General features: G+C 65.3%; 17 protein-coding genes. 13 read left to right on the top strand and 4 right to left on the bottom strand.

The features are described from left to right. Positions 1 to 105: 105 nt before the first annotated feature. Positions 106 to 276 (bottom strand): hypothetical protein, encoded by a 171-nt coding sequence (locus tag ABD050_RS02715; RefSeq protein ID WP_343887601.1) that lies wholly within the window; start codon positions 274 to 276, stop codon positions 106 to 108. Here ABD050_RS02715 and ABD050_RS02710 point away from each other — a divergent pair. From ABD050_RS02710 to ABD050_RS02700, 3 genes are all read left to right on the top strand, one after another. Continuing rightward, positions 266 to 3,310 (top strand): TonB-dependent receptor domain-containing protein, encoded by a 3,045-nt coding sequence (locus tag ABD050_RS02710; protein ID WP_343887600.1) that lies wholly within the window; start codon positions 266 to 268, stop codon positions 3,308 to 3,310. The two genes, ABD050_RS02715 and ABD050_RS02710, sit on opposite strands and share 11 nt — an antisense overlap. 84 nt (positions 3,311 to 3,394) lie before the next feature. Beyond that, positions 3,395 to 4,858, top strand: a complete 1,464-nt coding sequence (locus tag ABD050_RS02705) for an amidohydrolase (RefSeq protein ID WP_343887599.1) — start codon at positions 3,395 to 3,397, stop codon at positions 4,856 to 4,858. A 1-nt stretch (position 4,859) separates the two neighbouring features. Next, positions 4,860 to 6,140: an amidohydrolase family protein gene (locus tag ABD050_RS02700; RefSeq protein ID WP_343887598.1), complete on the top strand. Its 1,281-nt coding sequence runs from the start codon at positions 4,860 to 4,862 to the stop codon at positions 6,138 to 6,140. A gap of 257 nt (positions 6,141 to 6,397) precedes the next feature. Here ABD050_RS02700 and ABD050_RS02695 read toward each other — a convergent pair whose 3' ends face one another. Then, the gene (locus ABD050_RS02695; RefSeq protein WP_343887597.1) at positions 6,398 to 7,669 is read right to left on the bottom strand and encodes a dicarboxylate/amino acid:cation symporter; all 1,272 of its coding nucleotides are present in this window, start codon (positions 7,667 to 7,669) and stop codon (positions 6,398 to 6,400) included. 122 nt (positions 7,670 to 7,791) lie between these two features. Here ABD050_RS02695 and ABD050_RS02690 point away from each other — a divergent pair, with 122 nt between their 5' ends. Next, positions 7,792 to 8,667 carry an RNA polymerase sigma factor gene (locus ABD050_RS02690; RefSeq protein WP_343887596.1) on the top strand — a complete coding sequence of 292 codons (876 nt, stop codon included), beginning with the start codon at positions 7,792 to 7,794 and terminating at the stop codon, positions 8,665 to 8,667. Between the two features lie 56 nt (positions 8,668 to 8,723). Here the strand turns inward: ABD050_RS02690 and ABD050_RS02685 are convergent, their stop codons facing one another. Continuing rightward, the gene (locus tag ABD050_RS02685) at positions 8,724 to 9,995 is read right to left on the bottom strand and encodes a dicarboxylate/amino acid:cation symporter (protein WP_343887595.1); all 1,272 of its coding nucleotides are present in this window, start codon (positions 9,993 to 9,995) and stop codon (positions 8,724 to 8,726) included. A 267-nt stretch (positions 9,996 to 10,262) separates the two neighbouring features. On the opposite strand from ABD050_RS02685, the gene ABD050_RS02680 reads away from it, so the two are divergent. Together ABD050_RS02680 and ABD050_RS02675 are read left to right on the top strand one after the other, a co-directional pair. Beyond that, positions 10,263 to 13,055, top strand: a complete 2,793-nt coding sequence (locus ABD050_RS02680; protein WP_343887594.1) for a M14 family metallopeptidase — start codon at positions 10,263 to 10,265, stop codon at positions 13,053 to 13,055. A gap of 18 nt (positions 13,056 to 13,073) precedes the next feature. Next, entirely contained in the window at positions 13,074 to 14,843 is a 1,770-nt protein-coding gene (locus tag ABD050_RS02675) for an amidohydrolase family protein (protein WP_343887593.1), read from the top strand. Positions 14,844 to 14,939: 96 nt separating this feature from the next. On the opposite strand, the gene ABD050_RS02670 is transcribed toward ABD050_RS02675, so the two are convergent. After that, complete coding sequence (locus ABD050_RS02670) at positions 14,940 to 16,055, bottom strand: M20 family metallopeptidase (RefSeq protein ID WP_343887592.1); 1,116 nt, start codon at positions 16,053 to 16,055, stop codon at positions 14,940 to 14,942. Between the two features lie 88 nt (positions 16,056 to 16,143). On the opposite strand from ABD050_RS02670, the gene ABD050_RS02665 reads away from it, so the two are divergent. The 7 genes from ABD050_RS02665 (at position 16,144) to ABD050_RS02635 (ending at position 25,290) form a co-directional block, all read left to right on the top strand. Further along, positions 16,144 to 16,899 carry an IclR family transcriptional regulator gene (locus ABD050_RS02665; RefSeq protein ID WP_343887591.1) on the top strand — a complete coding sequence of 252 codons (756 nt, stop codon included), beginning with the start codon at positions 16,144 to 16,146 and terminating at the stop codon, positions 16,897 to 16,899. Further along, positions 16,896 to 17,924: a ketopantoate reductase family protein gene (locus tag ABD050_RS02660; protein ID WP_343887590.1), complete on the top strand. Its 1,029-nt coding sequence runs from the start codon at positions 16,896 to 16,898 to the stop codon at positions 17,922 to 17,924. Before ABD050_RS02665 ends, ABD050_RS02660 begins: the two co-directional genes overlap by 4 nt. After that, positions 17,917 to 18,666: an SDR family NAD(P)-dependent oxidoreductase gene (locus tag ABD050_RS02655; RefSeq protein WP_343887589.1), complete on the top strand. Its 750-nt coding sequence runs from the start codon at positions 17,917 to 17,919 to the stop codon at positions 18,664 to 18,666. Before ABD050_RS02660 ends, ABD050_RS02655 begins: the two co-directional genes overlap by 8 nt. After that, positions 18,663 to 19,592: a polysaccharide deacetylase family protein gene (locus tag ABD050_RS02650; protein WP_343887588.1), complete on the top strand. Its 930-nt coding sequence runs from the start codon at positions 18,663 to 18,665 to the stop codon at positions 19,590 to 19,592. The genes ABD050_RS02655 and ABD050_RS02650 overlap by 4 nt, the downstream gene beginning before the upstream one ends. A gap of 106 nt (positions 19,593 to 19,698) precedes the next feature. After that, positions 19,699 to 21,135: an amidohydrolase family protein gene (locus tag ABD050_RS02645; RefSeq protein WP_343887587.1), complete on the top strand. Its 1,437-nt coding sequence runs from the start codon at positions 19,699 to 19,701 to the stop codon at positions 21,133 to 21,135. A gap of 28 nt (positions 21,136 to 21,163) precedes the next feature. Further along, on the top strand, positions 21,164 to 22,486 hold the full coding sequence (locus ABD050_RS02640) for an MFS transporter (protein WP_343887586.1): 1,323 nt from the start codon (positions 21,164 to 21,166) through the stop codon (positions 22,484 to 22,486). Between the two features lie 32 nt (positions 22,487 to 22,518). Next, the gene (locus ABD050_RS02635; RefSeq protein WP_343887585.1) at positions 22,519 to 25,290 is read left to right on the top strand and encodes a M14 family metallopeptidase; all 2,772 of its coding nucleotides are present in this window, start codon (positions 22,519 to 22,521) and stop codon (positions 25,288 to 25,290) included. Positions 25,291 to 25,301: the final 11 nt, after the last annotated feature.

Raw genomic sequence — 25,301 nt, 5'->3', positions numbered from 1 at the left:
TCTGGGGCGAAGGCTGTCGCTCCGATTCTCCCGGCCGGCCGCGTCGCCACCTCGCCAGTACAGTCTTCGAATCGCCCCTCAACGCAATTCGCAATTCGCAATTAATCACGGCGTCGAGTGGGGAAATTCACACCGATTGCGTCTCCGTGATGCAGCCGAATGAGCAAAACCGAAAATCATCGCTGCAATCCACAACATCAAATGGGGGTTTGAAATGGTTGGGTCGAACGTTTCGATGAGGATCGGCGCGCTGGCGGCGGTTTCGATGCTGAGCATCGTGATTGCACAGCAAGCCTCCGCGCAGCAGGCCGCGCAAGGGGCCGAACAGGCTGCCCCCGAAGCCAAGGAGGCAGGTCCCGACATCGTCGTGACGGGCAGCCGGATCGCCGGCACGAAGATTACCGCGGCGCTGCCGGTCACGGTATTAAGCGAAAACGACATTGCCGCGACCGGCGCCGTGTCGGGCGACGAATTGTTCCGATCGATCCCGCAAATGGGTGACGTTCCGTTCAACAGCACCAACGGCGCCGTCAGCAGCAATTTTGCGCGCGGCGACGTCGGATCGGTCAACCTGCGCAATCTCGGCATCGGCAACACGCTGGTCTTGCTGAACGGTCGCCGAGTCGTCCAGAATCCGGGAAGCCAGGCGAACTCCGACCTGGTCCCGGTAATTACCTACAACACCAATGCCATCCCAACCAGCGGTCTGGCGCGGCTCGAGGTGCTGCGTGACGGCGCAGCCGCCCTTTACGGCACCGATGCGGTTGCGGGCGTGGTCAACACCGTGTTGCGGGACAATATCGACGGTGGAACGCTCGACGTTCAATATGGAGGCGCCGAGGGCACGGGCCTGCGCGAGTTCAGCACCAATGGGGATCTGGGCCGGAATTTCGCGGGTGGCCGCGGCAATATCTCGCTGTTCTTCGAGTATACGAACCGTACTGCGTTGAGCTCGCAGGATCAGGACTTCACGAGAAGCGCCGACCGGCGGCCCGACTATGTCGGCACGGCCTTTGAGGGCCTCAACACGCTCGACCGTCGCAGCACGCTCAGTTCCTGGGGCGACTTCCTGACCCAGAATTTTGCCGGCGCGGTCAAACAGGGCACAACCGCTCTCACCACCGCTGGCGGCGCCTTTTCGACCCAGCCTTCGGCAAATGGCGGGTGCCAGGTCCAGCTTTCAGGCGGCATCTGCCTCGATGACGGCAACCGAGCGACGTCGGGTGCCGATCGCAATACCAGGTCGGATGCGACGGCGAACTATCCGATTTCGCTCATCCCGAAACTTGATCGGCTCAATCTGTACGCGACCAGCCATTTTGACATCAACGACGATCTGACGGTCTTCGGCGAATTCGGCTATTATTATGCCAAGACCCGCAGTGTGCAGGATGGTGTCTTCAGCATCGGATCGATTCCGATGACCATTCCGGCATCGAACTACTGGAATCCCTTCGGGCCGGTGACATTCGCCAACGGAACCACCAACCCCAACCGCCTCCCCGGGCTCAATATCCCCGCGGCCGGCATACCGATCCGCCTGGTGAACTATCGCTTCGACGATCTGGGGCCGACCGTCGTGGACGTGACGACCCAGCAGTTCCGCGCACTGGCCGGCCTGCGTGGCAACGCCTTGGGATTCCATTGGGAAAGCGCCCTGCTCTATTCCGAGGCAAGGTCGCGGGATGTCCAGGACGGGATCAGCGCGACGCTGCTTCAGCAACAACTCGCGCTGTCGACGCCCGATGCCTACAACCCGTTCAATGGCGGCAATCCTGCCAATCCGACCGGCCCCGACAGCTCGCCGAGCAGCCAGGCGGCGCTGAACGCGATCCGCGTCAAGGCCGTCCGCTTCGACAAGACAACCCTCGCGCAATGGGATTTCAGGGCTTCAAAGGCCGATTTGTTCGCACTTCCGGGCGGGAATGTCGGCATGGCCTTCGGCGCGGAGGTCCGGCGCGATACGCAGCTCGACGATCGTGATCCCCGCGTCGACGGTACCATCACCTGGACCGATAGCGTCACCGGAACCGTGCAGCCTTCGGATCTCTATGGGGTCAGCCCAACGCCGGACACCCGCGGCTCTCGCACGGTCGCCGCGGCCTATACGGAATTCGCGGTACCGCTGATTTCGCCGAAAATGGGGGTGCCGCTCATCCGCAACCTCGAATTGCAGCTGGCGGGTCGATATGAACATTATTCTGACTTCGGCAGCGTGGCGAAGCCCAAGGTCGCCGCAGCCTGGGATATCTTCGACGGGCTGCGCATCCGCGGGTCCTGGGCGCAGGGCTTCAGAGCGCCCAACCTCGAACAGGTCAACGCGACTTTGGTCACGCGCGGCAACACGCGGACGGACTATGTGCGTTGCGAAGCGGATCTGCGTGCGGGTCGTATCACGAACTTCACCCAGTGCGGGCGAACCGTCGTCGCAACGGCCCAGCGCGCGGGCAATCCGTCGCTCGAGCCGGAGACGTCGGATAGCTGGACCGTTGGTGCGGTGCTGCAACCCAAGCTCCTTCCGGAAAGTCTCGGTCGCATCACCTTCACGGTCGATTATTGGACCGTCAAACAAAAGGGCATTGTCGGCGTGTTCGGCGAAGGCAATGCCCTGATCCGCGACTATCTGCTCCGCACCCAGGGTTCAAGCGATCCTAACGTGATCCGATTGGCCCCGACGGCGGATGACGTCGCCGCCTTCGCGGGCACCGGCCTCGCGCCGGTCGGCCAGGTTCTTTACGTCAAGGATATCTACCAGAATCTGTTGCCGCAGACGGTCCGCGGGCTCGATTTCGGTTTCAACGCCAGCCTTCACGACACCGGCATCGGCAATTTCAGCCTCAGTACCAATGTCGCCTATATGATCGAATTCTATCGCAGTCCTTCGCCCGGCATCCAGGCGCTGCTCGACGCTCGGGCGGCGGGACAGATCAATGCTGGCACAATCATCACCGGCGGTGGCGACCAGCTTCGGCAGAGCGGGCTCCCGAAATGGAAATGGTCAACATCACTGACCTGGTCGCTGGCGCGCTTCCAGGCCGGTTTGTTCACGCAATATACCGGCAGCGTGCTCGATACGGGCGTGGTGGACGCGAACGGAAACTATCCGGTCGTCGATGGCCAGATGACCGCCAATCTCTATGTGCAGTATGAATTGGGCGGCAGTCTTCTGAACAAGACCCGCATTCGTCTGGGCGTGCGCAATCTCACCAACGCCCGTCCGCCCATCTCGTCCGGGTCGAACGGCTATCTCGGGGCATTGTACGAACCGTATCGCCGCTACTGGTACGCCAGCGTCCGCAAGGAATTCTGACAGGAAGCGCGCCCGTCTCCACTGCAGGGACGGGCCTAGTCAGCCAAGGACATCAACCACTCTGACCCCGGGACAGTCGCCGCCGTGAGCTATTCAATCCTTATCGTCCACAATCGCCAGCGGCCGCGAGTCCGCCGCGCTTCGCTCCTCGTCTCGACCTTAGCGGCACTGGCAGCGCTTGCCGCCTGTACGACGCCGGCGGCAGGCCCCCCGCAGGTTGCGGCCCAGCCGGTCGAACCGGTGAAGGAAGTGGCAGAGCCCTATGCCAGCACCTATCGGCCGCGACCCTCATCGCCGACCGCGATCGTGAACGCCTCGATCTTTACGGCGACGGGTGACTTGATCGAACACGGAACGGTCGTGATGGCCGACGGCAAGATCCAGGCGGTCGGCAAGGATGTTCCGGTCCCGTCAGGCGCAACGGTTATCGATGGGACCGGGAAATGGGTGACGCCGGGCGTAATCGATTCACACTCTCATCTTGGCGTGTTTGCCGCACCCGGCGTTCAGGGCCAGGCCGACGGCAATGAGAATGTCGATCCGAACACAGCGCAGGTCTGGGCGGAACATTCGATCTGGCCGCAGGATCCGGACTTCGACCTTGCCCGCGAGGGTGGCGTGACCAGCCTGTTGATCCTTCCCGGATCAGCAAATCTCTTTGGCGGGCGCGGCGTTGCCGTCAAGAATGTCCCAGCGGTGACGATGCAGGGCATGAAGTTCCCCGGCGCACCTTATGACCTGAAAATGGCCTGTGGCGAGAATCCCAAGGGCCGGTACGGAAGCCGCGGGCGATCACCTGCAACGCGCATGGGCAATGTCGCGGGCTATCGCAAGGCGTGGATCGACGCCGCCGAATATGCCCATAAATGGGAGAGTTATGAACGGAAGCGCGCGCGCGGCGAAGCTGGCGAAGCGCCGAAGCGCGATCTACAGCTGGAGACGCTGGCCGGCGTTCTGCAGGGCAAGATTCTCGTGCAGAATCACTGCTACCGCGCCGACGAAATGGCCGTCATGATCGATGTCGCCAAGGAATTCGGCTACAAGATCGCAGCCTTCCATCACGCGGTCGAAGCCTACAAGATCGCTGATCTGCTCGCCGCAAACAACATCTGCGTGGCAACCTGGGCGACGCGGTGGGGCTTCAAGATGGAAGCCTATGACGCAATCGAAGAAAACGCGGCCATGCTCACCAGGCGTGGCGTGTGCGTCGCCATCCATTCCGACGATGCCCGTATCGGCCAGCGGCTCAATATCGAGAGCGCAGTCGCCCTGGCGGCGGGGCGCCGTGCCGGTATCGACATCTCCGAGGCCGAAGCCGTCAAATGGTTCACCCTGAACCCCGCCAGACTGATGGGGATCGCCGACAAAACAGGGTCGCTTGAGCCGGGGAAGATGGCGGACGTCGTGCTCTGGAGCCGCGATCCGTTCAGTATCTATTCCATCGCTGAAAAGGTCTTCGTCGACGGTGCGCTGATCCAGGATGCGAATAATCCGGCGCTCCGGCACCGGTCCGATTTCGAGCTCGGCCAGCCCGATGGAGGTCTATGAGATGATTAGGAAGCTTGTATGCGGCTGGCCCCTGGTCGTCGCCGGGTTGATGACGTGCCCGCCGGCTCACGCCCAGACTTTTGCCATCGTCAACGCCCATATCCTGTCGCCCGGCCCGGTCGGTGAGGTGGCGCATGGGACCATCGTGGTGCGGGACGGCGTGATCATCGCGGCCGGTGCCAATGTTGCGGCTCCGCCTTCTACCAGGGTGATTGATGCAAAGGGCGCGCGCGTTACGCCCGGCTTCGTCGCCGTCAATACAGCGCTAGGTCTGATGGAAGTGAGTTCCGTGGACGGCACCATGGATGGCCGCTCACGCAGCCCCCAGATCAGCGCCGCCTTCGATGTCAGATATGGTCTGAATCCGGAGTCTACCCTGTTGCCGGTTGCGCGCCTCGGTGGGGTCACCCGTGCGGTCGTGATGCCGGACTTCGATGACAGCGACAAGCAGCGCGAACTGCCCTTTGCCGGACAGGCAGCGATGATCACGCTCGACGGTGGTTCGAACATCCTGTTCAAACCCAGCATCGGGATGGTGATCGAGCTGGGCGAGGACGGCGGTGCCCGGGCGGGCGGCTCGCGGGCAGCCGAGTTCGTACAATTGCGAACCATCTTCGACAATGTCCGCCTCTACCGGACCCGCAAGCAAGCCTATGACAACGCAGCGCTCAGGGAGCTCGGCCTTTCCCGCGCCGATCTCGAGGCACTCATTCCGGTCGTTGAAGGGCGAATGCCGCTGATCGCGACCGTGCATCGCGCAGCCGACATACGGCAGACGCTGCAACTCGCACGCGACTATCATCTCAAACTCATCCTCAACGGCGCAGAGGAAGGATGGCGCGTGGCGCGGGAGATCGCGGGGCAAAAGGTTCCGGTATTGCTGAACCCAACGGCCAACATACCAAGGAGCTTCGATCTGCTGGGCGCGACCCTCCGCAACGCCGCGCTGCTCAACGCCGCCGGCGTGGACATCGCGATCAGCGGGAACGATTCCGGTCATGCCGTCCGCGACATGCGATACAATGCCGGGCTCGCGGTCTCGCACGGCCTCCCCTATGACGCGGCGATCCGGGCGATCACATTAGGGCCGTCATGCATCTTCGGCACCGACGATCATATCGGCTCGATTGCGCCAGGCAAGGAGGCCGATCTGGTGATCTGGGACGGCGACCCGCTCGAGCCGCTCACGCAGCCCGTTGCGATTTTCGTCGACGGCAAGGAAGTGCCGCTGACGTCACGGGCGCTTGAACTGCGCGACCGCTATCTCGGGGCATCGCACTAGCGTCGCGCCGCATTGCTGAGCGCCATGGGCGCCTTCGAGCGCCCGCTATTGCGGAACGGCGCCGCTTCGCCGTGAAAGGTGCTGTATCGGAGATGACTCTCGCTGTCGCGCGGCAGGCCGTCCCGCCCCGGTGAGGCCATGCCCGGCCCGGTTCGCGGCCCCAGGCAACCTCACGGCCAATCATCGCGTCCCCTGCCCTCCTGCATGCGTTGCGGACACTTTCCGAACAGCCGGATGAAGATGTGACTATGGCCCGTTCAATCCGGCGCGTTCGTGACGGGGTCATGCTGCGAGCCTGCCCGGTGCCGGACCGATCGGGCGATCGCGGCGGTCGCTGCGATGTCCATCGTCACATTGCCCACAGTCCGCACAAGGTCGGGAACCATCTCGACGGCAATGAGCAGGGCGAGCGGCTCGATCGGAACTCCCATCGATACGGCAATCGGCGTGATTGAAGTCAGGAAGCTGACCTGACCCGGCAGGCTCACCGATCCAATCGTCGTGATGGCGGCGACGACGGCACCGGTCGCAATCGTCGCTGGCGCCAGGGGAATCCCGAACCAGTGGGCTATATAGATTACGACCGCGAGGTTCATCGCGGGGCTGGTCACACGGAAGATCGCGACCGCGATCGGCAACGAAACACTGGCGACACCGGCCGGGACGCCGAGCAGCTCAGTACCCTTCAGCATCGAAGGCAGCGAAGCGAGTGAGGATTGCGTGCTCAGCGCGACGGCCTGGGCGGGGATGGCTGCCCGCGCGAAACGCGGCAAGGACAGGCCTCCGCCGAAGACCGCGACCGGATAGGCAAGCCCCCAGGCGGCGAGGCCCGCTGCGGACACGATCATGATATAATGGAGAAGCGCTCCGATCGCCGAGGTGCCGGCATGGACGCCAACTGTGAACGCGAGGGCGAAGACCCCGATTGGCGCGAGCCACAAGACCCAGCCGACGATGACAAGCATCGCATCGGCGATCGCGCCGAAAAAGCCGGTGAGCATCTCTCGATGGCCGGCCGGCAGGCGTGTGACGGCAAGGGCGAAGACGGTGGTGAAGACGATCAGCGGCAGCAGTGCGTCGTTGGCCGCCGCGGCAACCGGATTGGTGGGCACGATCGACCGGAGAAACGCCAGGACACCGGGCGCTGCCGTCACCTTGTCATGCGATCTGGCCAGCCCTTCGCGCAAGGCCGCCGCAGCCTCGGTCGGGATGGGCGAGAGGGCAAGAAGGCCAGGGATCAGAACCGCCGCGATCGCGGTGGAAAGCCAGAGCAGGCAGACAAAGACCAGCACCGAGCGCAGCGCCAGGTTGCCCTCGCGCGCGCTGTCCGCGGTTCGAGCAATCCCGGTCACGAGCAGCGCGACGACGAGTGGAATGATGGTCATGCGAAGGCCATCGAGCCAGAGGCCGCCGGTCAGTTCCGCAATCGGGACCGTCGAATCAAGGCCTGGTCCCCGGACCCATCCCCAGCCTGTGCCGAGTGCGATACCCAATATGAGCGCCGTCAAGATGCGCCAGGTCTGCCCCATATTGTCCCCCCTTTTGTGTCCAACATTGCCAGCGCGTCCGACGCTGCCCGATCCCTAGACGCGGCGTCGGGTTCCATCCCCATCTCGGACTCGATCTATTGGCGTGCAGAGCCGTGCATGGGATGATCGCGAGCCCGGGCGAGACCCGGCGGATCGGACGGCCGGAACGGCAGGTTCCGGGCAGGCCGTTGCAGCGACGAGAGGCGTGCAAACAGCGCACCACCATATTCCCGGAAATCTGGGATGATCATCCCAGATATCGTGAATTCCGGCCGAATCCCGGTGAAGATTTCTCACGCAACCCCGTGTCACAGTCATGGCCGAAACGGGGGTTCCAGCATGTCATTTCCCGCACCGAACATATCAAGAGCGCGCCGATGACGTTCGACGCCGGCGAGTCCGTCTCCTGTGACGACGAAGTCCCCTCAGAAGATCGGGAGGGTCGCGCCGCAGAACCTGCCGGCGACCTCTTTGACAGACTATGGCCCTATCTTCCGGAACTCCAGCGGTACCTGGCGCGGCGTTTTCCCGCGGTCGAGACCGAAGACCTGATCCAGGACATCCTGCTGCGAATTTGCCGTCGGGCCGATGTCGGCGCGGTTACCTATCCCAAGCGCTACCTGTTCCAGGTGGCGCATGCCACGATCGTCGACCGCCACCGCTGGGAGACCAGCCGATGCGCGTCGCTGCATTGCGAACTCACCAGCGATCATCACCCGGTCGACGAGCATTCACCGCTGAGAATCCTCCTGGGGCGGGAACATGTCGGAGCAACCGAGGCGGCGCTTCGCGCCCTCCCCGATCGAACCCGCGAAATCCTCATTGCCATGCGGGTGGAAGGCTGGAGCCTCAAGTCGCTGGCAATCCGATATGAGATTTCGACGGGCGCGGTCGAAAAGCACGTTACCCGGGCGGTAAAGGCCTTGTCGGCCCACCGCGCCACCATCGAGCATGCGATGCCTCCGGCCGGGGCAATGTCGGTCGAGTGCCGCGCCTGACCGGCGCGTTGGCGCCGATCGCGGCTGCTGAAGCCATCGGATCGGGTTCCGCGACGTCACGTTGAAACCGGGGCCGGCGCCGAACTGTCCGGCGCTTCGTCGGTGGCGCTGATGCGGGCTCCTTCCCATTTGTCGATCACCGCGGCGGCGACCGAATTGCCGATGACGTTGGTCGCCGACCGCCCCATGTCCAGCAGATGGTCGACGGCCAGGATCAGCAACAGGCCGGATTCAGGCAGGTGGAAATAGGCAAGGGTCGCCGAAATGACGACCAGCGATGCGCGCGGGACGCCTGCCATGCCCTTTGACGTCACCATGAGCAGGAGCAGCATGGTGATCTGCTGCACCATGCTGAGTTCGATCCCGTAAACCTGCGCGATGAACAGGGTGGCGAACGTGCAGTACATCATCGATCCGTCGAGATTGAACGAATAGCCCAGCGGCAGCACGAATGAGACAATCCGGCGGTTGAGACCCTGGCGCTGCAGTTCCTCCAGGGTGCGGGGATAGGCCGCCTCGGAACTGGCGGTGGAGAAGGCAAGCAGCACGGGTGCGCGAATTACCTTGAACAAGGGGATGGCTCGGCTGCCGACAACGAGAAACGCAGCGCCGAACAGGACCGCCCAGAGCACGCCCAGCGAAAGATAGAAGCCGCCAACGAAGCTGGCATAAGTCGCAAGCACACCCGGCCCCTGAACCGCGATGGTGGAGGCGAGTGCCGCGAAGATCGCGATCGGCGCGGTCTTCATCACGAAGCCCGTCACCTTGAGCATGATGGAGGCGACCTGTTCGACCAGCGCCAGCACCGCCGGCGCCCTGTCGTCGAGCGCGGCTACCGCTGAGCCGACCAGTATCGAAAAGACCACGATCTGGAGGATTTCGTTTTCGGCCATGGCCTGGACCGCCGATTGCGGGATCAGGTGGATCACGAACTGGCGCAAGGTCAGGCCTGCCGGATGGATCCCGCTCGCGGCATCGATCGGCGGAATGTGCAGGGCGAGGCCGGTGCCCGGGTGGAGCAGATGGACCATGGCGAGACCGATCGAGAGCGACACCACGGAGGCGCAGATAAACCAGCCCATCGTCTTGGCGCCGATACGCCCGATAGCGGCTGAATCTTCCATATGGGCGATGCCTGCCACCAGCGTCGAAAAGACCAGCGGAGCGATGATCATCTTGATCAGCCGCAGGAACAGGTCGGTCAGGATCGACAATGTGTCGGCGACACTAGCCGCCTGATCAGCGGGCAGCCAGGCATTGCATAGCCATCCGGTCGCCACGCCGAGAATCATCGCCGAGACAAGTATCACTGCAAAAACACGGTTCATGCGAATTTCCGCTCCCGAGAGATTCCGGCACGCGCCCGAAAAGGGCATTGCCGGTCGCAACCGGCGCGCGCCGCCGGAAGGATCCGCTGCAAAGACGCAAGCGCATCGCATTTCCGTACCGAAGCCGAAAACATCTGCCCGGCGGGCCGGATCGGGTGGGGATTCCTTGCGGTGTTGCGTCATGGGCATGGGGACGGATCGGACATCGGCCGCCGGGTCCATCGGTATGTCATTGCATCAACTTCGAAAGGTATGGCGGCAATGGGCGTGACGCGGAAAATGGCAGCGATCCCAATCCACGCCGCCACCGCCCTGCTCGCGTTCGCCGTGGCGCACCCCGCCACGGCCGGCGAGGTCACCGCGCCCAGTGCCTTTTTCGCGCAACCGCCGGGGAGCGACTATTTCCTAGCCGACTACACCGCCTATGAAGCCTATCTGAAGCGGCTGGCGAGCCAGTCGGACCGGATGAAGCTGGTCGATATCGGCAAGACCAGCGAGGGGCGCACGCAATGGATGGCGATCGTCTCCTCGCCCGCCAATCTCGCAAAGCTCGAATATTATCGCGACATCGCGCGACGGCTGGCCAAGGCCGAGGGACTGACTGGGGATCAGGCGCATGCACTCGCCGCCGAGGGCAAGGCGATCGTGTGGATCGACGCCGGCCTTCACGCCAACGAGACCGTGACTTCGCAGGGGCAGATCCAGGTCCTTTACCGGATGCTGACCCAGACCGACGCCGAGACCCGGCGCATGCTCGATGACACGATCATCCTGTTCGCGCACGACAATCCGGACGGCATGGAGTTCGTGTCCGACTGGTACATGCGCAATGTCGACCCGAAGAAACGCGAGTTCGGAACGCTGCCGCGCCTCTTCCAGAAATATGCCGGCCATGACAACAACCGTGACAGCTTCATGGCCCAACTCGCCGAGACCGAGAACATCAACCGGCAGATGTTTCGCGTCTGGTACCCGCAGATCATCTACAACCAGCACCAGACCGGGCCCGCGGGCATGGTGGTGTTCGTCCCGCCGTTTCGCGACCCGTTCAACTTTCACTATGATCCGATCGTGATGACCGAACTCGACGAGCTCGGCTCGGCGATGCACTCGCGGTTGATCGAGGAGGGCAAGGCGGGTTCGGGCATGCGCTCGGCCGCGGCCTATTCGACCTGGCACAACGGCATGGTGCGGTCGGTCTCCTATTTCCACAATTCGATCGGATTGCTGACCGAGATCATCGGCGGCCCGACACCGGCGACGATCCCGCTTATCCCCTCGACCCAGCTGGCGCGTGGCGACGAACCGCTGCCCGTCGCGCCGCAGGCCTGGCACCTTCAGCAATCGCTTGACTATCAATGGACGCTGAACCGCGCGGTAATCGACTATGCGTCGCGCAATCGCGAGCGTCTGCTGTTCAACATCTACCGGATGGGTGCAAACAGCATCGCGCGCGGCAGCGAGGACAGCTGGACCATCACGCCCGCAACGGTCGCCGCCCTACAGGCTGCTCCAGCGCTCAAGGAGAGCAGCGTCGATGAATATGGCCGTCCGCGGACCGGACCCAAAAGGGTTGACCCCGCGCTCTACGGGACCATCGCGCATGCGCCCGACAAGCGTGATCCGCGTGGCTATATCCTTTCCGCCGACCAGCCGGACATGCCGACGACGATCGCGTTCCTCAATGCGCTCATCAAGAACGGTGTCGATGTCGAGCGCGCCACGGCGTCGTTCGCCGTCGCGGGCAAGACCTATCCGGCCGGCTCTTTCATCGTGAAGACGGCCCAGGCCTATCGCCCGCACATCCTCGACATGTTCGAGCCGCAGGACCATCCCCACGACCTCGAATATCCCGGCGGGCCGCCAAAGGCACCCTATGACATTACCGGCTATACCCTCGCTTTCCAGATGGGGGTGAAGTTCGATCGCATACTCGACGGGTTCGACGGACCGTTCGATCCTGTGCCCGATCTGCTCGCGCCGCCGCCGGGTCATGTTGTCGGCCAGGGCACCGCCGGCTGGCTGATCAGCCACCGCACGAACAATGGCTTCATCCTCACCAACCGGCTGCTCAAGGCTGGGATTCGCCCGGCCTGGCTGACCGATCCGGTCGCGCTCGGAACCGAACCCGCAAGCGCCGGCGCGGTGTGGATCCCGGCCTCCAGCAGGGCAGCGGCGATCGTGACGCAGGCGACCCGCGAACTCGGGATCGACGCCTTTGCGCAGGCGAGCACCCCGGCGGGCCCGCAGATCGCGCTGAAGCCCGTCCGCATCGGGCTGGTGGATCGCTATGGCGGACTGATCTCGTCGGGCTGGACGCGCTGGATCCTCGAGCATTTCGAGTTTCCCTATGCGCTGGTCTTCCCGAAGCGGCTCGATGCTGGCCGGCTGCGGCGCAACTTTGACGTGCTGGTCTTCACCGACGGCGCGATCCCTGCGCCGACCGGCAGTCCATGGAAAACCGACCGGTCGGCACCCCCGCCCAAGCCCGAGACCATCCCGGCGCAGGATCGCCCATTGCTCGGCGTGATCACCGAGGCAAAGACGGTACCGGCGGTGAAGCACTTCGTCGAGGACGGCGGCGCGGTCGTCGCGGTCGGCGGCTCGACCCGGCTGGCCGAACTGATCGGCGCGCACCTGGCCCCCGCCCTCTCGCAGGACAAGGGTGCCAAGGCGCTCGACACCAAGCAATTCTACATCCCGGGGTCGCTGTTGCAGGCACGCATCGATAACCGCGAACCACTCGCCTATGGCTTGCCCGATCATGTCGATGTGTTTTTCGACAAGGATCAGAGCTTCACGCCGGCGGCCAGCGCGACGGGCGTGCACAAGGTCGGCTGGTTCGACGGCCCGACGCCGCTGCGCAGCGGCTGGGCGATCGGGCAGGAGCGGCTGGTGGGCACGATCGCGCTTGCCGAGGTCGATCTGGGCAAGGGCAAGCTGTTCGTCCTCAGCCCCGAGGTGACGCAGCGCGCCCAATCCTATGCTACCTTCAAGCTCTTCTTCAACGGCCTGCTTTTTGGCGGCGCGCAAGCGCCCGCTCCCGTTCCGGCCCCCTAACCCATGCGAGGTTCCCTCATGTCAAAGCCGTTGCTCGCGGTCATCGTCGCCGCCGTCTCGCTCGGTGCCGCGCCGGCATCGAACAGGACCGCGATCGTCGGCGCGATGGTGTTCGACGGCACGGGCGCCGCGCCAAGGGTCGAGACCGTGCTGATCGAAGGCGACCGGATCGTCGCGGTCGGCGCCGACGTGAAGGTGCCGGCCGGCACCCGTATCATCGATGCGCACGGCAAGGCCCTGACGCCCGGTTTCTACGATCTTCACACCCACTGGACACCCGGCGGCGACCCGGCAACGATACCGCAGATCGCGACCGCCTATGTGAAAGCGGGCGTTACCACGGTGAACGACTTCAACGAGGCGCCCGAGGCTTTTCAACCGATCCGCGCGTGGCTCTCGCAGCTTGCGGCGCCGCACGTCAATTTCGCCGCACGGATCAGTACGCCGGGTGGGCACGGTGCCGACTGGGCCGACCAGGCGACGACCAAATGGGTCAACACACCCGAGGGAGCCCGGGCTGCGATCGACAGCCTGGTCCCTTATCGGCCGGACCTCATCAAGGCGTTCACCGATGGCTGGCGCTATGGCGCGTCGCCCGACAATACCAGCATGGACGGCTGGACCCTGTCCGCGCTGACCGACGAGGCGCACAAGCAGCATTGGAAGGTGCTGACCCACACCGTCACCGTTGATCGCGGCGTGCTCGCAGCAAGATCGGGCGTCGATTCCCTCGCGCACGGCATGCAAGACCGGCTGCTGACGCCGCAGGAAGTCGCCGCGATCAAGGCGACCGGCATGGCCGACGTGCCGACGCTCGCGGTCTATGATCCCGGCAAGGAACCCGCAGCCCAACCCAATCCGGCCGACCCGAAAGATGCCCAGCGGCTGCGCAAGTTCGGTTACGCGTTGGGCAATGTGAAGCTACTCTTCGATGCCGGTGTGCGCATCGGCGTGGGCACCGATGCCGGCATGCCGATGACGTCGCATGGCGGTTCGACCCTGCATGAACTGGAACTGCTGGTTCGCGCCGGGCTGACGCCTGCGCAGGCGCTCACCGCAGCGACCTCCGAAAGCGCGAAGCTGATCGGCCAGGATGGCGACCGCGGCACCATCGCTGTCGGCCGGCGCGCCGACATCGTTCTGTTCGACGGCAGACCGTGGGAGGACATCGCCGCGATCCACCGGCTCGCCATGACGATGATCGACGGCAAGCCGGTCTATGGCCTTGGCGCGCGGCCGCTGCCCGCAGCCAACACGGACACGCACCTCCCTGCGACCCGCGCCACGGCGCTGATCGACGATTTCGAGCGGGATGACGGCCGGTCACCGCTCGATACGCTGCGCATCGACACGCCCGACGGCGGAATGGACCGAACGACCGAGATATCCGAGATCGTATCCCGCGAGGATGGCGGCCACGCCCTTTCGATCGCTGCGCGGATGGCGATGAAGAAGGGAGCTTATGCCGGTGTCGCCGTACCGCTCTCGCGAGGCTCGATCCGGCCGGTCGACGTCAGCGGTTTTCAGGGGGTCCGCCTCGATGTCCGCGGTGGTGCGTGCACGGACCGGCTGACGATCGAGGGCTTGATGAGTGCCAGCTGGGTGGCGCCGATTGCGGTCACCCAACAGTGGAGCACCGTCGAGATTCCCTTTTCGGCGCTGGCCCCCGAGAATGAGCGTCACCCCTTGCCCTGGGCGGCCGGCCTCGTGACGCAGGTCGAGGTGGGCGGTAGCTGCGCGGCGGGCAAGAAACTCTGGCTGCAGGTCGACAATATCCGCTTCTACTGAGCGGGGTGGGGCGGAAGTCAGCGGCCGGAACAGGAGAGCCTCTCAAGCCCGCTGCGAACGGGAAAGCAGGATCACGCCGGCCCCGCCAAAAGCCGCTCAAAGCGTCTCGAACATCGCCCTGAGCAACGCGACGCGTGGCGCCACGGAACTGACCAGGCAATATTCCTCGAGTGTGTGCGCGCCGCTGCCCTCGACACCAAGCCCGTCGAGCGTCGGCAAGCCCAGCGCGGCAGTGAAGTTGCCGTCCGACCCGCCGCCGACCATGGGGACTTCCGATAGCGTCTGCCCGAGTCGCTCGGCGATCTGCTGCACATGCCGGTATAGCGCCGCAGTGCCTTCGCTCCTGGCATAGGGCGGCCGGTTGAGTCCGCCCGAAATGTTGAGAACCGCATCCGGATCCTGCGCGCGGAGACCCTCGATCGCCGCCGTCAGGCGCTCGCCTTCCTGCGGGGTGGTCACGCGGATGTCGGCAACGAGGCAGCAGTGCCCAGGCACGACATTGGCCGACGTGCCGCCGGAGATCTGCCCGACGCTTACCGTGGTTCCAGCGGCATAGTCGGTCATCCCCTCGAGGCGCAGTATCTGGTGGGCGGCTTCGCGGATCGCGCTGCGCCCATCGGCATGGTGGGTTCCGGCATGGGAGGGGCGGCCCTCGATGTCCAGGTTGAACCAGCCCACGCCCTTGCGTGCGGTGACGAACGCACCGCCGGCACGGGCCGGCTCGACGACCAGGGCATAGGCCGATGTGCGGGCGATGGCCTCGATAAGGTCGCGCGTCGTCGGACTGCCGATCTCCTCGTCGGGCGACAACAACATGGTGATCGGCCGGGGTGATTCGCCGCGCAGGGCGACATCGACCATCGCACGGACCGCCGCATAGACGCCGCCCTTCATGTCATAAAGGCCAGGACCGTAGAGCCGGTCGCCGTCGCGCCGCACCGGCAGCCCGCCGTCCGCCGTACCGATCGGATGGACGGTATCGACATGGCCGATGACGAGCAGCCGCTCCCGCGCGGTCGTCGGCCCGGCATGCAGCAGGACGGTGTCGCCCAGCCCCTCACGGCCAGGAATCCGTTCGACCCGCACCACCGACACGGGCAGGTCCTGTATGATCAGATCCTGCATCGCGTTGACCGCCGCCGCGTCATGGCTTGGGCTTTCGCACAAGGCCCAGCGCGTCAGCGTTTCGACCGTCTGGATTTCGTTCGGCAAGGACAATCCCTCATCTGCGGTGCCGGCTTGACCAAGGCCCCGTCACGGCGTTACGTGTTCAGTATGATGAACATTCGAATTCTCATACATGAACAATGACGTCAAGTCGGCGTCACGGGTTCTAGACCTGCTCGAACTGCTCGCGCTCGAGCAGGAGACACGGTCGCTGACCTCGATCGCGGAACGACTCGGGTTACCGAAGAGCAGCACGCTGGGCCTGCTGCGCACGCTGGTCGGGCGAGGCTATGTGGCGCGCGAGCCGGACGATCGGTACCGGCTGTGCAATGCCTTTCGCGCCGAGGGCTTCGCGCGTCACGGGCGCCTCCTCGGCGTAGCGCCGGCGATCATGCGGAAGCTGGCCGACGAGCTCGGAGAGACGGTCATTATCGGGGCGCTGGCCGGCACCGGTACCGTGCGCCTGCTCGCCAAGGAGGTGGCCGGCCAGGATATCCGCTTCGACATCGAGCTGTCCCGACAACTGCCGGCTTATTGCACCGCGATCGGGCGCGTCCTGATCGCCCAGCTCGGCGATGACGAAGCGCGCGAAATTCTCGCATCGGCGCCGCGCAAGGGGCCGACGCCACACACGATCACCGCCAGGGCCGCGCTGTGGGAACGGATCGAGGCGGCGCGCGCCACCGGCGTCGCGATCGTCGAGGAAGAGTTCGCGCTGGGCGGGACCGGCGTCGCCACCCTCATTCCGGGCAGTGCGGGCAACCCGAAGGCAGCGCTCAATATCGGCTGCATCACTGCGCGCTTCCACGAGCGGCAGGACGAGATCGTCGCCGCGTTGCGTCGTGGGGCTGCGGAAATCGGCGCCGCGCTGAAGGCCCCGGCGACATGACGGACCGGATCCTGGTGTGGGGCGCGGGTGCGATCGGCGCCAGCATCGGGGCGTCGCTGATCAGCGACGGGATCGACGTTACCTTCGTCGACAGCGCGATTGCCCATGTCGAGGCGATGCGCGATCCTGCGCGCGGATTGTGGGTGAAGGGTGATGACCGCGCCTTTGGTCGGGCGGTCCGTGCCTGTGCGCCGTTTGAACTGGAAGGCAGCTGGGCGTGCGTCCTGCTGTGCGTGAAGGCGCACCACACTGCGGAAGCGTGCCGCGCGCTGGCACCGCATCTTGCGCGAGACGGCTATGTGGTATCGCTCCAGAATGGCCTGACCGAGAAGACGGTAGCCGAAATCCTCGGTCCCGGGCGGACGATCGGCGCCTTCGTCAATTTCGGCGCTGATGTGACGGGGCCGGGCCAGATCGCCTTCGGCAACCGGGGCACTGTCGCGCTGGGCGAGCTTGACGGCGCGATCACGCCACGTCTCGAGGCGCTGACGCGAATGATCCGGCTGTTCGAGCCCGATGCCTTCGCGACCGAGGATATCTGGTCCTTTTTGTGGGGCAAGCTCGCTTATGCCTCGCTGCTGTTCGCGCAGGCTGCCGGCGCGGCCGGAATCGTCGAGTGCCTGGAACGGCCTGAGCTGCTCCCGTTGTGGCGGGCTCTTGCCGGCGAGGTGATCGCGGTAGCGGCGGCCGAGGGGGTCTCCCCGCGCGGCTTCAACGGCTTCGATCCGTCGGCGTTCGAGCCTGGGGCGGACCCGTCCGCTGCGGCTACCAGTGTGACCGCGATGGCGACCTTCAACCGCGCCAGCGCCAAGACCCATTCCGGCGTCTGGCGCGATCTCGCGGTCCACCGGCGCATGACCGAAGTCGACGCGCAGTTCGGGCCGGTCGTCGCGGCCGGCGCTCGCCACGGCGTGGCGTGCCCATCGCTTCGCAGGCTGATCGCGCTGATCCACGACATCGAGACCAGTCGCCGGCCACAGGACGACGATAATCTCCTCGCGCTGCTGGAGGTCACCCATGCCTGACGTCCGGGGCAGGACGATCGCGGTCAGCGGTGGCGCGACCGGCTTCGGTCGTGCGATCGCCGGGGCTTTCCACGCGACGGGCGCGCACGTCTTCGCCTTTGATGTGCGGGAGCCCGAGCTGGCTGCACTACAGGCATCTGGGATCGCTGCCCGGCATGTCGATCTTATCGACCGTGCTGCCGCGCGCGACTGGATCGCGCGCGTCGAGGACGAAGCGGGTGGCCCAGTCGATGTCCTGGTCAACAATGCCGGCGGCGTGGCCGGCCAGGCTTACCAGGCGTTCGACGCGGTGAGCGATGCGGACTGGGACACTGTGCTCGCGATCAATCTCGGTGCCGCCTTCGCGCTCAGCCAGGCCTGCATGCCGGGCATGGTTCGCGCCGGTCGTGGCGCGATCGTCAACATCGGCTCGGGTGCCTCGTTGCGCGCGTCGATGACCGGGGTACAGGCTTATTGCGCGGCGAAACACGCCTTGCTGGGGCTGACCCGTCAGCTGGCGCATGAGCTCGGACCGCACGGCATCCGCGTGAACGCGGTCGCGCCGGGCTTCGTCGTTACCGGCGGCGCCACGGCGCATCAATGGGCGTCCTATGGCGAAGCCGGCCAGCAGGCCGTCATCGAGCGCATTGCGCTCCGCCGGCTCGGCACGCCTGAGGACATCGCCGGTGTGGTGCTCTTTCTCGCCTCTGACAGCGCGGCTTTCGTCAACGGCGAGATCATCGCGGTGGATGGCGGGCGATGAGCGCCGCGCTGAACCCGGGGGAGACGCTGGCCCCCTGGCAATGGCCGGAGGAAGAATGGCGCCGACTGACCGCGCAGGTGCGGGCGGGCCGGCCGCTGCGTCCGGCAGAATGGCCCAATGGCGCGCGCTGCGCGGTCGCTCTGTCGTTCGACAGCGATCATGAGACCAATGAGCTGCGCGACGGCGGGCGTTCGATCAGTCGCCTGAGCTGGGGGGAATATGGCGCCCGCGTGGGCGTCCCCCGGATCGCCGCCGTGCTGGCGCGCCACGATGTGCGGGCAAGCTTTTTCGTGCCCGCGGTCGCCGCCCTGCTGCACGAGGACGAGCAGCGCGGCCTGGTCGCGGCGGGGCACGAGATCGCACTCCACGGCTGGATCCATGAGCTGAATGCCGCCCTGCCCTATGAGGCTGAGCGCGATCTGCTTTTTCGCGCGGTGGACACGCTGGAACGGATCACCTGCATCCGGCCGGTCGGCATGCGGACCCCGTCCTGGGACTTCAGCCCCCACACCCTCCGCATCGCGGTCGAATTGGGGCTCCGGTACGACAGTTCGCTGATGGCCGACGAGGATTGTTACGAGCTGCTGCTCGACGGCGCGCTAACCGGGATCGTCGAGATTCCCGTCGAGTGGATCCGGGACGACGCCGCCTATCTGCTGATGAACCGTTTCGGTGGGCAGCGGCCCTACACGCCGCCCGCCGACGTCTTCGACATCTTCCGCCGCGAATTCGACGGCGCCTATGCCGATGGCGGCGTCTTCCAGCTCACCATGCATCCCCATGTCATCGGCGCGCGCTCGCGGATCTGGATATTGGACGAGCTGATCCGCCACGCCGCTGCGCATGACGTGTGGTTCGCGACCCATGCCGAGCTTGCCGCTCATGTCGGCGCAGCCGCGATGGTCGAAAATCTGGAGCAAGCTTGATGCGGATTCGTCGCGCCCTTCCGTCTTGGTTGCAGAGCGCCCGCGATCGGACGGCAATCGCGGCGGACCCGTCGATGAAATTCGCTCATATCAGGATGGAACGGGCATGAAGCACGAAGAGACCCTCGCGCCGAAACGCAGCTTCGGGCGCGCGCCCGGCATGATCGCCGCGTCAATCGCGCTGGCGACAGCCGTGGCCGGCCCGGCAGCGGCACAGTCGAACGATCGCCGCCAATGGATCGCACCGGGCGCGCGCACGACGGAGGATCCGCGCCGTATCCCACTGAAGCCGGAACATGCCGCCGGCCGTGACATCGTACTGCACGGTGGCCGCTTCTTCGACGCGGTCTCCGCCCGTGTCCGTCCCGCGACCATCGTGCTTCGGGGCAACCGCGTGCTCGCGGTCCTGCCGCCCGAGGCCCATGAATGGGCCGCCGACGCCGAGGTCATCGAACTCGGCGGCAAGACGGTGATGCCGGGCCTGATCGACATGCATGTCCACCTCACCTATCCGGACGGCGATACGCCGATCGACGAGCAGGCGAGCGAGGGCGCGGGTGTGCTGCGCGGGGTGCGCAACCTGCGTTGGATGCTGGAATCCGGCTTCACCTCGGTCCGCGACCTGAACGGCGTATCGAACGCGCCCTATCTGCTGGCTGAGTGGAGCGCGGAGGACAGCATCGCCGCGCCGCGCGTCTTCACCGCGGGCCACATCATCACCGGTACCGGCGGCCACGCCACGGAGCGGCCGGTCAGCCCAAGCCATGGTCCCGATTATGCCTGGGAGCGCGACGGGGCGGATGCGTGGCGCGGCGCGGTGCGCCAGACCTTCAAGCAGGGCGCCAGCGTGATCAAGCTGGCCAGCCATTTCTCCCCCGATGAGGTCGCGGCCGCGATCGACGAGGCGCATCGGCTGGGTCTCAAGGTTACCTGCGACTGCGAGACTATCTACATCAAGATGGCGGTCGATGCCGGCATCGACATGATCGAACATCCGCTGCCGCGCACCGATGCGACGATCGCCGACATGGCGCGCCGCAAGGTGGCATCGGTGCCGACGCTTCAGGTCTATCAGAATGTGCTCGATCGCAGCGGTGGCTTTTACGGATCGACCTCGCGCCGCTTCACCATGACCGCGCAAGGTGACTTCGACATGTTCAAGAAGATGAAGGCCGCCGGGATCGTGATGGGGGTCGGCACTGACACCATCGGCGACGCCAACAAGATGGTGCCGAACGTTTACATCGCCGAGCTGAAATGGTTCGTGAAGGGCGGCTATTCGATCCCGCAGGCGCTGCAGGCGGCGACCCTGACCAACGCCAATCTGCTCGACATGGGCGACAAGCTCGGAAGCATCGAGCCTGGCAAGCTTGCCGACATCGTCGTCGTCGACGGGCAGCCGGACATGAACCTCGACGATCTTGGCCATATCGACATGGTGATCAAGGACGGCGTGCCGATGGTGCGCGGCGGACAGATCGTCACGCCGCGCCATGTGCCGGCGCCACTGCTGAAGCCCTCGCCGCCGGCCGATGTGCGATGAGCGGCGCAACCGTCCTCGGGGCCATGACATGAGCCAGCAGGTCAACGCTGCCGGCACCGCCTCGCCCGCCCGGCCGATACCGACCGGCAAGGAGATCGCCCGCGCGCTCGGATCGGCGATGATCGGCAACTGGTTCGAGCTCTTCGACTTCATCATCTACGGCTATTTCGCCGCGCAGATCGGCAAGGCGATGTTTCCGGCGGCCGACCCGGTCACCATCATTCTCTCCAGTTTCGCAACCTATGGCGTCGGCTTTGTCATGCGCCCGATCGGCTCCATGGTGCTTGGCAGCCTGGGAGACCGGCATGGGCGCAAGGCGGCCCTTGTCTTCACGATGTTCCTGATGGCCTTCTCCACCTGCGCCACCGGCCTCATTCCGCCCTATAGCGCGATCGGCGTCGCGGCACCGGTGATCCTGGTCCTGTGCCGGCTGCTCCAAGGGTTCGCGGCAGGCGGCGAATGGGGTGGCGCGACCACCTTCCTCGTCGAATATGCGCCGCCGCATCGCCGCGGACTGTTCGGCGCGCTCCAGCAGCTGAGCACCAGCCTCGCCATCGTGTCGGCGGTGTCGATCGCGCTGCTGCTCAACGTCATGCTGACCCCGGCGGCACTGGAAAGCTGGGGCTGGCGGGTGCCGTTCATCGCCGGCTTGCTGGTCGCGCCCCTGGGCCTCTATTTGCGCGCCAAGGTACCCGAGACCCCGAGCTTCCGCGCGGAGGGTGAAGATCGCCCGACGCGTCCGCTGCGCGAGGCGCTGACGATCCACCGCCGCGCGGTCCTCACCATCTTCGGTCTCGTAATCATCTGGACCGTCGCCGGCTACACCTATGGCGCCTTCCTGGTGAACTTCGCGACGCAGGTGCTCAAGGTTGATCCGTCCTGGGCGCTGACCGGCACGCTCGTCGGCGCGATCGTCAACATCGTCGTCATCCCGCTGACCGGCTGGGCGTCCGACCATGTCGGACGCAAGCCGTTCCTGGTCGCCAGCGCGCTAGGCTTCCTCCTTGTCTCAATTCCGCTGTTCCAGTTGATGGCGACCGAGCGGACCGGCCTCTCGGTGGTGGTGACTACGGCCTGCGCCGGTGTTCTTTCCGGGCTGTTCAGCGGGGTCGCACCAACCTTTCTATGCGAATTGCTGCCGACCCGGGTGCGCTACACCGCGCTCTCGGTCGGCTACAACATGGCGGTGATGCTGTTCGGCGGCTTCGCCCCGTTCATTGCCACGCTGCTGGTGAAGGAGACCGGGCTGCTGATTTCGCCCGCTTTCTACATCACCGCCTGCGCGGCGGTGTCGCTCACCGTGATCCTTACCCTGCGCGCGCCGGACCCGGCGACCGCGCTCGACCGCTGACCGGAGCCCCCGCGCTGATGAACAGGATTCGATTGGCCCTTCTCCTGGCTCTTGCCGCGGCGTCGCCGGCGGTGGCGGATGTCAGCACGCCCAAGCAGGTGCTCGGCCATGAGATGGGCGAGGACCGCTATGTGCCCAGCTACAGCGATCTCGTGCGCTACTGGCGGCAGCTCGCGGCAGAGAGCGACCGGATCAAGCTGATCGATATCGGCCCGACCACAGAGGGTCGTCGCCAGATCATGGCTGCGGTCTCTTCGCCCGAGAATCTCGCAAAGCTCGAGGAGTATCGCGGCATCTCCGAGCGGATGGGCCGGGCCGAGGGGCTCGACGAGGCGGCCGCGCGCGCGCTTGCCGTGAACGGCAAGACGGTGGTGTGGGTCGATGGCGGGCTGCACGCAAGCGAGGTCGAGGCACAGACCGCGCTGATCCAGCAGGTCTATGACCTGGTCTCAAGCGACGATCCCGAGGCCCGGCGCATCCGCGACAATGTCATCATCCTGTTCGCTGGCGACAATCCCGACGGACAGGAGTTGGTCGCTGACTGGTACATGCGCATCAAGGATCCGGCGAAGCGGGAAGTCGATTTCCAGAGCCTGCCGAAACTCTACCACCCCTATATCGGCCACGATAACAATCGCGACTTCTACATGGCCGAGATGCCCGAGACGCAGAACATTGCGCGGGTGCTCTATCATGACTGGCGGCCGCAGATCATCTTGAACCAGCATCAGACCGGCCCCGCCGGCACGGTGCTGTTCATGCCGCCGTTCCGCGATCCCTTCAATTACCACTACGACCCACTGGTCATCACCAGCCTCGAGGAGGTCGGTGCGACGCTGGAGAGCCGGCTGCTGTCCGAGAACAAGCCCGGCGGGACAACGCGAAGCGGCGCCAGCTATGACACCTGGTACAACGGCAATCTGCGGACCTCGGCCTATTTCCACAATGCGGTCGGCATCCTGATCGAAATCATCGGCATGCCGGTGCCGATCGAGATCCCCTTCGTCCCCGAACGGCAGATCGCGAAGAACGATCAGCCCTTGCCGGTCCCGCCGCAGATGTGGTCGATGCGACAGTCGGTTTCCTACAGTCTGTCGATCAACCGGGCGCTGCTCTCCTATGCCGCGGCCAATCGCGAGAAGCTGCTGTTCAACATCTGGCGAATGGGCGCCAACGGCATCGAGAAGGGCAATCGCGACAGCTGGACGGTGACGCCCGACCGGATCGCCGCCGCGCACGCCGCATCGGCCGCGACTGGCGCCAAGCCCGTTCCGACGCGCACGACCGGGAGCAGCGCGATCGGCACGCATTTCTACGGCGACGTGCTGCGCGATCCCGCCGCGCGCGATGCGCGCGCCTATGTCATCCCGCCCGAGCAGCGCGATTTCCCGACCGCAGTTCGCTTCCTGAATGCGTTGATCAAGCTGGGCGTGTCGGTCGACCGCGCCACCGCGCCGTTCACCGCCAACGGCCAAAGCTGGCCCGCCGGCAGCTATGTCGTGCGCGCCGGCCAGGCTTACCGGGCGCACGTCCTCGACATGTTCGAGCCGCAGAAATATCCGAACAATTTCCAGTATCCCGGCGGGCCTCCGATCCCGCCCGCCGATGCCTCGGGCTATACGCCCGCCTTCCAGATGGGCGTGAAGTTCGAGCGCGTGCTGGACGCGCTGGACGCGCCGACCGAGCCCGTCGCCGGCTTGATCAAGCCCTATCCGGGTCGTGTCGAGGGAAGCGGCGGCCGAGGCTATCTGATTGGTCACGGCACCAACAACGTCTTCATCCTGTCGAACCGGCTGCTCAAGGCGCGACAGCCCCTGTTCTGGCTGACCGCGCCCGTCTCCGTCGCCGGCGCGCCGCCCGAGGCTGGGGCGCTTTGGGTGCCCGCGACAGCGCGCTCAAGCGCGATCGTTCGCGGAGCCGCGGTCGAGCTGGGTCTCGTCGCGCAAGCCATGGATGCCGCACCGACCGGCAAGATGATGGCGATCCAAGCGCCCCGCGTCGCGATGGTCGATCTCTATGGCGGGTTGCTGCCGACCGGCTGGCTGCGCTGGATCCTCGATCAATATGAGTTTCCCTATACGATCGTTTTCCCGCAGCGGCTCGACAAGGGTCAGCTGAAGCGCGACTTTGACGTTCTGATCGTCCCCGACAGTGCGATCCCGAACGACCGGTCGGGCACCGATGGCGGCATGTTCCGCGGCCGGTTCGACATCAAGCAGCCCGCACCCGCCTCGATCCCCGCGCAGTACCGGCCGTGGCTCGGCGACATCTCGCCCGAAAAGACGCTGCCGGCACTCAAGGCGTTCACGGCGGACGGTGGCACGATCCTCGGCATGGGCAGTTCGGCAAGCGGCCTGATCGCCGGCTTTTCGCTACCGGTCGTCGACCCGATGCGTGAGATGATCGACGGGAAGTCGCAGCCCCTGCCACGCACCAAATTCTATGTGCCCGGTGCCTTGCTTACGGCGACCGCCGATCCGGGTGAGCCGCTCGCCTATGGTCTGCCTGACAAGGTCGACTTGTTCTTCGATTCCAGCCCTGTCTTTCGCCTTACCGACGCTGCGGCGGGCAGTGAGGCGCCGGTACGATTTGTCGGCCCCAACGTGCTGCATAGCGGCTGGGCATGGCATCAGGAGCGGCTGGACGGCGCCGCGGCGGTGGTCGACCTGCCGGTCAGCAAGGGTCGTATCATCCTGTTCGGCCCCGAGATCGCGCTGCGCGCGCAGACCCAGGGCGCGTTCAAGCTGCTGTTCAACGCGATCTATTACGGCGCTGCGCGCAGCGACGCACGGCACGCACGATGAGATTGGAACCT

This window comes from Sphingomonas oligophenolica (genome assembly GCF_039522915.1).
Lineage (GTDB): Bacteria > Pseudomonadota > Alphaproteobacteria > Sphingomonadales > Sphingomonadaceae > Sphingomonas > Sphingomonas oligophenolica.
This window is presented reverse-complemented; position numbering and strand designations above follow the sequence as displayed.